Genomic DNA, 12,156 nt, shown 5'->3' on the forward strand with positions numbered 1-12,156 from the left:
CGCGGCACGAAGATTTTTTAAATTCCCGCTGCAAGATTTTTAGTTCGAATCAAACGAATTTTGACCGTCAGCAGAATTGAGACTATCAAAGCCGCCGCGAACAAACCGCTGAAAATATATAATGTTGCTGAATAGCTTTGTGTTCTGTCTTTTACCATAGCCAGCAGCATCGGCCCGAAAATACCCGCAGCCGACCACGCCGTTAAAATATAACCGTGAATCGCGGAAACCTGTTTGGTGCCAAAAAGGTCGCTGATATACGCAGGCACCGATGCAAACCCGCCGCCGTAACAGGTCATAATTAAAAATACTACAGCCTGAAATAGAACGGGATTTGTAATGCGGGGCAGTGCCAAAAACGCGACAATCTGAATCACAAAGAACAGCATCCACGTTACCGGTCTGCCGATATGGTCTGAAACGCTCGACCAGCCGATTCTGCCAAGCCCGTTGAACAACGCGATTATCGCGACCATTCCTGCCGCTGCCGCTGCTGACAAGCCCGCCAATTCCTGCCCCATCGGCGAGGCAACCGAAATTATCGCTATGCCGCAGGAAATATTAATAAACAGCATCACCCACAGAAAATAAAACCGCGCGGTCTTGACGGCTTCATTTGCCGTTAGCTGCGAAAGGTCAGCTTTGATTTTTTTTGTTCCGTTATCTAATTTCGCCTTGAAACCGGCAGGCATCCATCCTTGTGGCGGCGGAGCTAAATATTGTGCCGAGATGAACATTACAACAAAATATATTACGCCAAGAACATAAAACATACCTTCAACACCGATTGATTCGATGGACATGAGTTTTTTCATTGCGAAGCTGCTGATAAACGCCGCGAAGCCGAACCCCATAATCGCAATGCCCGTCGCCATTCCTCTTTTATCCGGGAACCATTTTATCAAAGTCGATACCGGCGTAATGTATCCTGTGCCGAGACCGATTCCGCCGAGCACTCCATAAGATAAATATAACAGACGCAGCGATTCAAACCTGACTGCAATACCTGCACAAATAACACCGACACCGAAGAAGCAGGCCGACAGTGTGCCGGCTTTTCTCGGTCCATATTTTTCAACAAAGTGACCAAAGAACGCTGCGCTTAATCCAAGAAAAGCAATCGCGACCGCGAAAGTCAGCGTAACATCAGACAATTTACATTCGAAAATATTCATAATCGGCTTTGCCGCTACGCTCCATGCGTAAACCGAACCGATGGAAATGTGAATACCAACCGCGCTTAATGCAATCAACCATCTATTTTTCAAGTATTACTCCGTTTTATTCTATGTTCTGTGCTTATATTTCCGCTATATCAACATTTTTCGCTGCCGCGGTTTCATCCAATCTTCCAACAGGTGTTGTGATTGGCGCAGCTTTCAATTTCTCCGGCTCATTTTTCGCCAGCTTCGCTAATTCAATCATTGTATTAATAAATATATCGAGCGTTTCTTTGCTTTCTGTTTCCGTCGGTTCAACCATTATCGCTTCTTTTACTATCGACGGAAAATAAACTGTCGGCGGATGAAAACCTCTTTCAATCAGACCCTTGGCGATATCGATTGCATGAACGCCGTTTTTCGTTTGTCTTTCAGCGCTGAAAACACATTCGTGCTTGCAGGTCTGCCCAAAAGGTAAATCGTAATAATCCTTCAGTTTTTCTTTGATATAATTTGCGTTCAGAACCGCGTTTTCCGAAACAGCTTTCAAACCTTCTTTGCCGAGCATTAGAATATAAACATACGCCCGCAGAATAATCGCGAAGTTGCCGTAAAACGGCGCGATATAACCAATCGACTTCGGCCTGTCATATTCGAGCGCAAATGTTCCGTCGTCTCTTTTCACAACAATAGACACCGGCAGAAAATCGACTAATTTTTTCACAACGCCAACCGGCCCCGCGCCGGGACCGCCTCCGCCGTGAGGTGTGGCGAAAGTTTTGTGAAGATTTATGTGCATAATATCGAAACCAAAATCGCCCGGCCGAGCCTTGCCGACAATCGCGTTCAAATTCGCGCCGTCATAATAACAAAGACCATCAACCGAATGAATAATTTCGCAAATCTCTTTTATATTCTTTTCAAAAATGCCCAGCGTGTTCGGACAAGTCAGCATCAGGCCGGCAGTTTCAGAATTAACCATTTTTCGCAACGCTTCAACATCCATCATACCTTCGCTGTCGGAAGGCACAGAAACAACTTTGTAGCCCGCAATCGCTGCGCTTGCCGGATTTGTCCCGTGTGCGCTGTCTGGAATCAGAACCGTTGTTTTTTTATTTCCCTTGTCGCGGTGATAGGCCGCCATAATCATAATGCCGGTAAGTTCGCCGTGAGCGCCGGCCATCGGCTGCATTGTAAAGCCTGCCATCGCAGTCAATTCGCAAAGATATTTATCCATATCATACAAAACTTCAAGCGCACCCTGCGTAAGCATTCCGCCCATTCGCAACTGCGGCAGTAACGGATGAAGATGTGCAAAGCCCGGATACGCCGCGATTCGCTCGGCGACTTTCGGATTATATTTCATCGTACATGAACCCAGCGGATAGAAATTTGTATCAACGCCAAAGTTCCTGCGCGAAAGTTCCGTAAAATGCCGAACAACATCAAGTTCACTCAACTCCGGCAGTTTCGCATCAGAATTTCGCAATAATTCTTTTTTAATATGAATAGTTGTCGGCACATCGCTCGCGGGCGGCATTACGCCATGACGACCTTCAACGCTTTTTTCATATATGAGTTTCATAGTACAGCCTCCAGTGCTTCGGCGAGCATTCCAATTTGCTGTTTAGTTCGCTTTTCAGTTACGGCAATCAGCAGCGAATTTTCCATTCCTTCGTAATACCTGCTCAACGGAAAGCCAGCGGCAAACCCTTTTTCAATCAGTTTGCCCGCAACCTCCGCGGCATTGGCCGGAAGTTCAATCACAAATTCATTAAAAAACCATTTCGCCTGAAATTTAGATTTCACGCCTTTTACCGCAGTCAATCTCTGCCATGCGTAACTCGCCTTGTCCGCACACAACTGCGCAGTTTGTTTCAATCCATCTTTGCCAAGCAGCGAAGAATAAACTAAAGCCGTCAGCGCACAAAGTGCTTCATTGGAACAAATATTCGAGGTCGCCTTGTCGCGGCGAATGTGCTGCTCACGCGCCTGCAATGTTAAAACAAATCCAGTTCTGCCCTGATTATCTTTTGTCCTGCCGACGATTCTGCCCGGCATTTTCCGAACATAATCTTTTTTCGTCGCCATGAATCCAAGATACGGCCCGCCAAAACTCATCGGCAATCCTAAACTTTGGCCTTCGCCGGTAACGATGTCAGCGCCCATTGCGCCGGGCGTTTTCAAAATGCCAAGCGAAATCGGGTAGCATGAAACAATCAGCAGTGCGCCTTTTTTGTGAGCGGCTTCGGCCAAATCCGTAAAATCATCGACACAGCCGAAGAAATTCGGATTCTGTACGATTATTGCCGCGGTACCATCGTCAAGTTTTTCCAGCAGAGCCTTTCTGTTCACAAGTCCCTGTTCGTTTTTCGTTTGTTCCAAATCAATATTCAAATTCTTCGTGTACGACTGAATCATTACACGGTAAATAGGATTGACGCTGTCATCGATTAGAATTTTATTTCTGCCTGTGATTCGCAGCGCCATCATCATCGCTTCATAAAGAGCCGTTCCACCATCGTAAAGCGAAGCGTTTGAAGCCTGCATTTCAGTCAACCTGCAAATCAAAGACTGATACTCGAAAATCGCCTGCAAGGTACCCTGCGAAATCTCCGGCTGGTAGGGCGTATAAGCAGTATAAAATTCACTCCTGCTGATAAGCGCGTAAACAGCCGAGGGGATAAAATGGTCGTAAAAACCGCCGCCGAGGAAACAAGTCAAATCGATATGATTCTTATCGGCGAGGTCGGCGAGTCTGTTGCGAACTTCAAACTCGCTCATTCCCGAAGGCAGATTAAATTCCTTTGTCAGAAATTCTTTCGGAATATCGGCAAACAGACCATCCATTGAAAGACCGATTTCAGACAGCATTTGTTTCTGCTGGCTGGGTGTGTTGGCTATGAAAGACATTTTTTACCTTTCGTATTTCGTTATTCGTGAAGCGTGAAGCGAAAAAAAACGAGATACACTTCACGAGATACGCTTTACGCTTATACCGTTTTAAGATATTCTTCGTATTGTGTGGCGTTCATAAGATGTTTCGTGTCAGGCTTTGAAACTTTCAATTTGCAAATCCAGCCTGTTTTATAGCAATCCTGATTAATAAGTTCAGGCTTTGAGGATAATTCTTCATTAACTTCCGCGACCTCGCCCGCCAGAGGACTATAAACATCGCTTGCCGCCTTTGAGCTTTCAACAACAGCCGCAACATCGTGAACATTTAATTTCTTGTTCAGCGAGGGAAGCTCAACGAAAGTAATTTCGCCAAGTGAATGTTGAGCGTGGTCGCTGATGCCGATTGTCGCTGTGCCGCCGTTAATTTCAACCCATTCGTGGTCTTTTGTATAAAAAAGATTTCCTGGTACCATTTTTTACTCCTTATTTTTAGCCACCAAGACACGAATTTATTTAAGATTTAAGATTGAAGAATGAAGATTTGAGGAACGCCTGCGGCGTGATATTTATATTAATCTTCAATCTACAATCTTCAATTTTTCAATTTATAAGTGTCTTTGTGGCTAACGTTTAAAATTTTTCGAATCGTTCTGCTGCCATTCCTTTAATATCGGCGGTAAGTTTATCGCCGATATTTACTTTTTCTTTTCTGCCCTGCTGGATGTGTCCTGCGTTTCGGGCGGTATAATAAATGCCGACAGGTTTTCCTGCCGCGTTATATTCTTTTTTAATCAGTGCAAGAACAATTTGCGTCCCGCCTGCCGTAGCACAGCTTAAAACGTGTCCGATACAAATGCCTGCTTCATTTAAAACGCCGTCAAGCTGCCTGATTGGCCGAACGCCTTTGCCGCCGTCAAATTTTAATCTCGCGACTTCGGTTTCATAGTTTACTTTTTTCGCAATCGCGTCTTTACCGATGAAGTTTTCTTTTTGAAGTTTTACCGCCCAACTGTAACCCGCTTGGAAAGGCGAAATATTAAAATCGCCCGCAAGCTCATGGCCGTACAATGGCAATCCCGCTTCAATTCGCAAACTGTCGCGCGAGCCAAGCCCGCACGGAATAATACCCAGCGGTTTTCCCGCTTCGAGAATCATATCCCAAAGTTTCGCAGCTTTATTCGGATGCACGAAAATTTCGTAACTGACTTTTGCGCCGGTGTAACCGGTCGAAGTAATAATTACATCGAGATCATTTTTCTTCGCGAAAATAAAAGACAGTGATTTCATTCCGCTTACATCAACGCCGAAAATATTTTCCAGACACTTTACCGCTGCAGGTCCTTGAAGAGCCATATCGACTCTGGCATCGGGTAAAGAAGCGTTTTTGAGGTCAGCGACTTCGATTTGTCCTTGCTTGACTTTCGCAATCCAGTCTTTAACTTTCTGTTCGTTGGAAGCGTTGGCGACGAGCATAAAATTATCGTCAGCGATACAATAAACAATCACATCATCGATAATATCGCCTGCGTAATCCAGAACATAAGCATATTGTGCTTTGCCTGGCTTCAATTTCGGGACATCGTTGGTAACAAGCAGGTTCAGAAACTTCATTGCGTCTTTGCCTGTGATTTTCAAAAACGCCATGTGGGTACAATCGAAAAGTCCCGCTGTTTTGCGAACGGCCGAGTGCTCTTCGCTGATGGATTTGTACCACAACGGCATCATCCAGCCGGCGAAAGGCACAATTTGAGCCTTGGCCGCAAGAGCCGCGTGCTTGTCAAATAAAACAGTTTTCTTGTCCACATTTATCCTTATTAGCAGAATAGTGATAAATCTAAGCAAAATTATTCAAATGTCAACGTTTTTCACGCATAAAGAGGTGCTGAATATTTAGGGATTATTGTTTATTTTTAATTGCCCACAAATCTTGGCTCTTATTTTCTTGCAATATTGCCTTGTTTTATGTAAAGTTACTGCGAAATGACCGTGATTTGCGATTATTTTAGTAATTCTAAATTATTAATTGTCAATGATTTGGAGAGGTGACCGAGTGGCTGAAGGTAACGGTTTGCTAAACCGTCGTACCGGTGAACGCTGGTACCGCGAGTTCGAATCTCGCCCTCTCCGTTTTAAAGAGAGCCATTAGTTAAGCTCTTGATTACCAACGGATTAAGAGACTCATTAGAGCCTCATTATAGTTTTCCACCAAATTTTATTACCTCATACCTTTGTGTCTCACTTCGCAACCTGCGTGCATCTAAAAAAATAGACTTTTTAAGAAAATTTCTATCCGCGAAAAGACTCTTACGCGCTACGATAGATTGGAATTGATATGCAATAATTGTCTTATTTTCGTGATGATTATGTGTGGGTTTGTTCGATTTTCGTATTTTTAAAGATATTTTTTACTAATTTAGCATAATTTACTATAAAAAATACGTTTTACGAGTACAATCAGCAGATACACATGATTTTTTAAGGAATTTGGTATGAAAATAGGAATTGTCAAAGAAATCAAGACACATGAGTACCGAGTAGGTGCAACGCCATCTTGTGTAAGAGTGTATTGTTCGAAAGGTCATAAAGTTTTCGTTGAAAAACAAGCAGGCATTAATGCCGGATTTGAAGACAGTGAATACGCCGCCGCAGGCGCAACAATCATTTCCGATAAGCGGAAAATATTTGCCGATTCCGATATGATCATCAAAGTCAAAGAACCTCTGCCGGAAGAGTATGATTTATTCTGCGAGGGACAAATCTTATACACTTATCTTCATTTGGCCGCTTCAAAGGAACTTACGCTTGCGCTGCTCAAACAGAAAATAAAAGGCGTAGCTTACGAAACAATTGAAACTCCGACAGGTCTGCTGCCATGTCTGAAGCCGATGAGCGAAATTGCAGGAAGGCTCTCAATTCAGGAAGGTGCAAAATATCTTGAGAAACCGTTTGGCGGCCGCGGCATATTGCTTGGCGGAGTGCCGGGTGTAAGACGCGGAAGCATTGCAATACTGGGCGGAGGCGTCGCGGGCCTGAATGCGTGCAAAATCGCCGTAGGTATTGGTGCAGATGTTACGATTCTCGACATTGATTCCAACCGTTTGGCTTATCTCGATGATATATTTGGCTGTAACATCACAACGTTATACAGCAACGAAGCAAATATCGATGCCGTTTTACAAAATGCCGACCTTGTAATTGGAGCAGTATTAATCCCCGGTGCACAAGCGCCTCGTCTTATCAAAAAGGCTCACTTGAAAAAAATGAAAAAGGGCGCTGTCATTGTCGATATCGCCGTAGATCAGGGCGGCTGCACAGAAACAACAAAACCGACGACACACGACAACCCCGTTTATACAGTTGATGGCGTAGTTCATTATTGCGTTGCGAATATGCCTGGTGCAGTAGCTCTCTCGTCAACCATTGCATTAACAAGTACAACACTGCGTTATGGCCTGATGATTGCCGAACACGGCCTTGAAAAAGCCTGCCGAATGAATCAGGATATTGCCAAAGGTGTAAATGTATATAATGGAAAATGTGTTTATAATAATGTTGCACAGGGACTGGGGCTGACCTATACTCCACTGGATTCAGTATTAGATTCTTAAGGATATATATATGCAGCCGGACAGTACAGATTGGAAAATTATAAATCAGCTCTCGAAAAATTCTGTTCCCAACAGTGTGGTCGCCAGAGATTTGGGGCTTTCTGAAGGTGCCGTGCGTCAGCGTCTCAAGAAATTACAGGAAAACGGCATTTTAAAAATCAAAGCATTGCGGAATCCTGAAACGCTCGAAAATCAGGAATTGGCTTTGATTACTGTAAATGTTTCCGAAAGCAAACTGTTGAATCAGAAGGCCGTCGAGATTTCACAGATTGAAAACGTCATATCTGTTGCTATCCTTTCAGGCCGTTATGATTTATTGGTAGAGGTATTGGTTGATTCAAATAAGGGGTTAATTCAGTTCCTTACAAATAAACTGTCTGCGATTAAAGGAATTTCCAAAACAGAAACATTTGTAGTGCTAAAATCCATCGGAAAATGGATTTAAAATTTTACAGAAATCATTTTTCCGGTCTGCTATTTTTGCAGCACCTGCGGCGTGATTTCCGTTACATCCGCGCCGCCCTGATTGAAGTTGCCGCGGTCATCATAAAGGGCTTATTCGCGATGGCCTGAAGATTTCAATTGGCCGCAGAGATAGTCTGGCACAAAGAAATTATTAATTTTGAATTTTTAATTCTCAATTGAAGAGTCTGTCTTTGGTGAAACCTGTTTTTAACGTTCCCCGAAAGGGGCTTCAAGAACATTGAACATTCAACTTTCAACGTTTAACGTCGAATGAGGAGTGCCCCTCCATAGGCGGGTAAATCTCGCATGGATTTTTTTATCAAAATACAAAAATTGACGGCAGGGCAAGCGGATACTATTTATTCTTTTCGTTCTCTGATTAGACCAAGGAATAATAAGGAATGAAATATTCTGTCTGTAATCTGGACACAAAATTGATTTGGTAAACTGATTCCATGACAAACATTATTCCGCAGATTCCATCCACGAGGGTCTGTATATAAAACTCGGAAATATAAAACAGCATCTTCTCCAAGCAATTGAACTATAACATCATCTCTGAGTATCTCATTAAAGGTTTTATAATCGTATCCGCCATAACGATTTTGCTTAGATATAGTCCCACCAGCTAATTCTAATAATTTCCTTATGGCATCTTCGACTTGCGGGATTAATAAATGTATGGCAACAAGATGATCCTCATTAAAATATGCATCTAAACCTCTTTTGACGATATTCATTTTTTCTTTTGTAAATACAGGCGATTCAGATAATTTTCCGATTATGCTATCAGACGAAATAGAGAACTTTTCCTTAAATTTATGTAATACATTGCGAAGAAATATAGAAATAAATTGCATATCTTGAGCAATTTGCATAATAATATGACCATCTATGTCTTCTTCAAGTGAGCCTATATTTGCAATAGTACGGCCATTATGGTCTTGTAAGGCGTTTGAAAACAGAAATGAAAGAGGAAAATTTTTAGAGGTATTTTTTAGTTCTTTTTGAGTTTCACTTTTATTAGGAATGTACTGAATTACTATCATAGTCATTACTTTATCAATTTCTCCGGCAGTCATTGCATTGACATAATTATCCATTTCTTCCCGAGGAATTTCTGTCTTAACTGAAATCGGCTTCATATCCTTATGAGCATCGGGGCCGCGATTGTGAATAATATTTAGTAGTTTATCAGCTTCATCTTTAAGGCCGAAATCTCTATATATCGATTCAACCTTTTGCAACCAGGTGATAGCTAAAAGACCAGAAGCTTCTTTAGAAATCTTTTCAAATGCGCCCCCATATTTTAGCAAAGCTCTCTTGATGTCGTCCGGGTTATTTTGTTTGCGATAATATTGTGCTAACCGAATAGCAGCAGATTCTGCAGCGAATGGGTCAAATGATTCTTTGTTGTCAAAATTAGATACACGGTCAAGCCTAGTTTCGAGGTCATCAATAATATTTTTCGCCTGTTCGTCGACCAATTTAATTTTTTTGTTCATTAAAAGAGTATCAAATGAAAACCCCCATAAGCCACGTTTAGAATCGTCAGCAATCTTACCCTCAAAATCAATCATTGTATCACGGAGTTGATTTGAGCGGATTTTATCATTTATACTAATTGCTAATTTGGTAGCATATTTTATTTTCCGAATAACATTACTTTCATATTTATGGCACAGCAATTTTGCCATTTCGATTACACTGTCAATGCAAATATGTGCCATTGTGATATCAGCAGGCTTATTAGTTACGTGTTTTGAAAATTCCCAAACCAGTGTTGCATAACGAGTTTTTAATATGGGATGTTTTGCTTGTTTTGCTCGATTGTACCAATAATCAAGTATTTCAGGTGTTACTTGGTTCAGACTAGGAATTTCCCATGTTGTTCCATCTTTATCCTTCCCCGACATCATTGGACCGAAATAAATCCCCCATACGCTTCCTTGTTCTGAGCCATCCTCATAAAAATCAAATGCCGTGTACTCAGCAAGCCATTCCATTGGAGGCTCAGATTTATCGTCTTTTTTACGCAACTTTCTTACCGCTTCGCTTACTTCATGTTCATCGAAAGGGTCTGTTGCATTCTCAAATGCAGATAAAACTTTTTCAATTTCGTTCACCATATGATCTCCTCAAGGGAATGAGTGAATTATAGCGGGAAAACGGAGAAAAGGCAAAGGGAAAACGAATCTCGGAGACGAGATAATTACCCCTCCATTACTGTCAGGGCTCTGTTTTTTGCGTTGAAACATCGCAGATATATATAGTTGACAATTCTGATTCCCTGCCGATAATATATTGCATTCAGAAAGGAATCTTGAAATGGCTATAACTAAAAACTCAAAATTCAAAATCATATTCTGTCTGCTGACTTCTGTATTCTGTATTCTGCCGTTTGCCGGCTGTCAGGAAAAGCAGAAGGCTGAATCGACAACAGAAACAAAGGCTCCCGCAAAATCTAACGCGAAACTTTCTGACGAAGTTGCGCAGCTTACAAAGCAGGTCGAAGGCTTAATGGGCATAAACAAAGAAGCAAGGACTTCTGCGCTGTCAACACTGAATGCGGTTGAGCTTTTATCCAAAAGCGGACTCTATACAAATGATACAACAAAGAAGAAAGACAGGCTGGTTGTGTATCTGAAGCCAATCGACGATATGGGCGATGCTGTCAAAGCGGCAGGGGAAGTCAATGTCGAACTTTGGAATTTGAACGCCAAGCCGGAAAACGCGATGCTTGCGCAATGGAAAGTAACGCCTGAAGAATTGAAAAAGAAATGGACAAGCTCGCTGATGTCAACGCATTATAAACTGGACTTTGACGCCGGCGATAAATTGGCCGGTAAAGAAAAAGAACTTACGCTAAAAACGCAATTCACCGATTATCTGACAGGTAAGGTTTTCAAGTCTCAATTAGTAATTAATAAATAGTTTTTGCATCGTTAGCTCGCCGATTCATTCGGCGGGTTATTTTACGAGAAGATTTCGTCGGAGTATTCCTGACCGAGTTGTTTTTCGTAATAATTATGAAGTGCTTTTTCGCCGGTGTTCTGGAATTTCTCGATTGAGGTGAAGATTCCGGTTTTCAGCAGGAACAGAATCGCAAAACACGCAGCCATGTTGGCGATGGAGCTTTTGAGCGGTGCGATTTTTTCCATAAATTTAATGTCCGGCCGGGCAATTCTCAATTTTTCAGCTTTTGCGGTATGACGCACCGAATGAGCGAGAGTGTCTATTGTCTGCACATTCGCGGCTTTCAATAAATCAAGCTGGTGCGGACGAGATTTGAGCAGCGACAATGCAAGATAGACTTTGCCAAGCGAGGCAAGGCGTCTTTGGCATTTCGGGCAGTTGGCAATATGATTCTGAACCCAGACGGCATCCATACTTATTAAGCTGGAGACGATTTTGTTCAGTCTGCTTCGTATGTCTTTGCAATAAATTGTATTTTTAAATTTCATATTTTATTCATCCAAACCGCCAATAACTGTACCGCTCTGTGCCGATATACTCTGGCGCTGCCTTCGGTTATACTCAAAATTTTCGCGACCTGCGCATAAGGAAGTTCAGCCAAATCGTGCAGCGTTACGACATCCCGCAGCAGGTCTGGCAATTTTGTAATAGTATCGCGAAGCTGCTGCTGCAAAGCGTTGGAATCCATATCGACTGTTTGAGCTTCTTCCGTTTTGGTTGCGGCCAGTTGAGGCAGATTTTTCTTTTCGAGCATTCGCCTTCTTAAAAACGAAATCGCGGTGTTGCTTGCCGAGCGGAAGACATAGGCTTTGATGTTGTTTGGTTTTTCGCCGTGGTCGTAATGAGCAAGGTGCAGAAATGTGTCCTGATACGCGTCGCAGACGTCCTGTTCGTTGCCGAGGATTCGCCAAAGCATAGTGATTAACTGTTCGCCATACGACTGCATTGCAGGCAGCACCCATTGCTGGGACGCATTCAGCGTGTCAGGTATCGCAAAATCCCACAACAACTTATAGCTTTGAGCTTTGCTTAACATTAGTTTTCAACAG

Annotated in this window: 12 protein-coding genes and 1 tRNA gene; 5 read left to right on the forward strand and 8 right to left on the reverse strand. The window is 42.6% G+C overall.

Annotation, left to right across the window (positions count from 1 at the left end):
* Positions 1 to 17: 17 nt before the first annotated feature.
* The 5 genes from LLF92_02945 to gcvT all read right to left on the reverse strand — a co-directional run bounded on the left by LLF92_02945 (position 18) and on the right by gcvT (position 5,861).
* On the reverse strand, positions 18 to 1,268 hold the full coding sequence (locus LLF92_02945) for an OFA family MFS transporter (GenBank protein ID MCE5340070.1): 1,251 nt from the start codon (positions 1,266 to 1,268) through the stop codon (positions 18 to 20).
* A gap of 31 nt (positions 1,269 to 1,299) precedes the next feature.
* The gene (gcvPB, locus tag LLF92_02950; GenBank protein MCE5340071.1) at positions 1,300 to 2,745 is read right to left on the reverse strand and encodes an aminomethyl-transferring glycine dehydrogenase subunit GcvPB; all 1,446 of its coding nucleotides are present in this window, start codon (positions 2,743 to 2,745) and stop codon (positions 1,300 to 1,302) included.
* On the reverse strand, positions 2,742 to 4,073 hold the full coding sequence (gene gcvPA / locus LLF92_02955; GenBank protein MCE5340072.1) for an aminomethyl-transferring glycine dehydrogenase subunit GcvPA: 1,332 nt from the start codon (positions 4,071 to 4,073) through the stop codon (positions 2,742 to 2,744). The genes gcvPB and gcvPA overlap by 4 nt, the downstream gene beginning before the upstream one ends.
* Before the next feature lie 80 nt (positions 4,074 to 4,153).
* On the reverse strand, positions 4,154 to 4,531 hold the full coding sequence (gene gcvH / locus LLF92_02960; GenBank protein ID MCE5340073.1) for a glycine cleavage system protein GcvH: 378 nt from the start codon (positions 4,529 to 4,531) through the stop codon (positions 4,154 to 4,156).
* Between the two features lie 157 nt (positions 4,532 to 4,688).
* A complete protein-coding gene (gene gcvT / locus LLF92_02965) occupies positions 4,689 to 5,861 on the reverse strand; it encodes a glycine cleavage system aminomethyltransferase GcvT (GenBank protein MCE5340074.1) in 1,173 nt (390 codons plus the stop codon).
* 233 nt (positions 5,862 to 6,094) lie between these two features.
* Between gcvT and LLF92_02970 the strand changes: the two genes are divergently transcribed.
* The 4 genes from LLF92_02970 to LLF92_02985 all read left to right on the forward strand — a co-directional run bounded on the left by LLF92_02970 (position 6,095) and on the right by LLF92_02985 (position 8,239).
* Positions 6,095 to 6,185: transfer RNA gene (locus LLF92_02970), tRNA-Ser, on the forward strand.
* 362 nt (positions 6,186 to 6,547) lie between these two features.
* Positions 6,548 to 7,666 (forward strand): alanine dehydrogenase, encoded by a 1,119-nt coding sequence (gene ald / locus LLF92_02975; GenBank protein ID MCE5340075.1) that lies wholly within the window; start codon positions 6,548 to 6,550, stop codon positions 7,664 to 7,666.
* A gap of 10 nt (positions 7,667 to 7,676) precedes the next feature.
* Positions 7,677 to 8,111 (forward strand): Lrp/AsnC family transcriptional regulator, encoded by a 435-nt coding sequence (locus tag LLF92_02980; GenBank protein MCE5340076.1) that lies wholly within the window; start codon positions 7,677 to 7,679, stop codon positions 8,109 to 8,111.
* Positions 8,102 to 8,239: a hypothetical protein gene (locus tag LLF92_02985; GenBank protein MCE5340077.1), complete on the forward strand. Its 138-nt coding sequence runs from the start codon at positions 8,102 to 8,104 to the stop codon at positions 8,237 to 8,239. The genes LLF92_02980 and LLF92_02985 overlap by 10 nt, the downstream gene beginning before the upstream one ends.
* 251 nt (positions 8,240 to 8,490) lie before the next feature.
* On the opposite strand, the gene LLF92_02990 is transcribed toward LLF92_02985, so the two are convergent.
* The gene (locus tag LLF92_02990; GenBank protein MCE5340078.1) at positions 8,491 to 10,260 is read right to left on the reverse strand and encodes a DUF4209 domain-containing protein; all 1,770 of its coding nucleotides are present in this window, start codon (positions 10,258 to 10,260) and stop codon (positions 8,491 to 8,493) included.
* A gap of 199 nt (positions 10,261 to 10,459) precedes the next feature.
* On the opposite strand from LLF92_02990, the gene LLF92_02995 reads away from it, so the two are divergent.
* Positions 10,460 to 11,065, forward strand: coding sequence for a hypothetical protein (locus LLF92_02995; protein MCE5340079.1), 606 nt, complete (start codon positions 10,460 to 10,462; stop codon positions 11,063 to 11,065).
* 41 nt (positions 11,066 to 11,106) lie between these two features.
* Here the strand turns inward: LLF92_02995 and LLF92_03000 are convergent, their stop codons facing one another.
* Both LLF92_03000 and LLF92_03005 read right to left on the reverse strand, forming a co-directional pair.
* Complete coding sequence (locus LLF92_03000; GenBank protein ID MCE5340080.1) at positions 11,107 to 11,595, reverse strand: hypothetical protein; 489 nt, start codon at positions 11,593 to 11,595, stop codon at positions 11,107 to 11,109.
* Entirely contained in the window at positions 11,592 to 12,143 is a 552-nt protein-coding gene (locus tag LLF92_03005) for a sigma-70 family RNA polymerase sigma factor (GenBank protein MCE5340081.1), read from the reverse strand. The genes LLF92_03000 and LLF92_03005 overlap by 4 nt, the downstream gene beginning before the upstream one ends.
* Positions 12,144 to 12,156 lie beyond the last annotated feature (13 nt).

It is taken from the genome of Planctomycetaceae bacterium (assembly GCA_021371795.1).
Classification (GTDB): domain Bacteria; phylum Planctomycetota; class Phycisphaerae; order Sedimentisphaerales; family UBA12454; genus UBA12454.

Excerpts from the sequence above, each read along its gene's own strand:
- gcvPB (MCE5340071.1), bottom strand. The coding sequence starts at position 2,745 with ATGAAACTCATATATGAAAAAAGCGTTGAAGGTCGTCATGGCGTAATG.
- gcvPA (MCE5340072.1), bottom strand. The coding sequence starts at position 4,073 with ATGTCTTTCATAGCCAACACACCCAGCCAGCAGAAACAAATGCTGTCT.
- gcvH (MCE5340073.1), bottom strand. The coding sequence starts at position 4,531 with ATGGTACCAGGAAATCTTTTTTATACAAAAGACCACGAATGGGTTGAA.
- ald (MCE5340075.1), top strand. The coding sequence starts at position 6,548 with ATGAAAATAGGAATTGTCAAAGAAATCAAGACACATGAGTACCGAGTA.
- LLF92_02980 (MCE5340076.1), top strand. The coding sequence starts at position 7,677 with ATGCAGCCGGACAGTACAGATTGGAAAATTATAAATCAGCTCTCGAAA.
- LLF92_02985 (MCE5340077.1), top strand. The coding sequence starts at position 8,102 with ATGGATTTAAAATTTTACAGAAATCATTTTTCCGGTCTGCTATTTTTG.
- LLF92_02990 (MCE5340078.1), bottom strand. The coding sequence starts at position 10,260 with ATGGTGAACGAAATTGAAAAAGTTTTATCTGCATTTGAGAATGCAACA.
- LLF92_02995 (MCE5340079.1), top strand. The coding sequence starts at position 10,460 with ATGGCTATAACTAAAAACTCAAAATTCAAAATCATATTCTGTCTGCTG.
- LLF92_03000 (MCE5340080.1), bottom strand. The coding sequence starts at position 11,595 with ATGAAATTTAAAAATACAATTTATTGCAAAGACATACGAAGCAGACTG.
- LLF92_03005 (MCE5340081.1), bottom strand. The coding sequence starts at position 12,143 with ATGTTAAGCAAAGCTCAAAGCTATAAGTTGTTGTGGGATTTTGCGATA.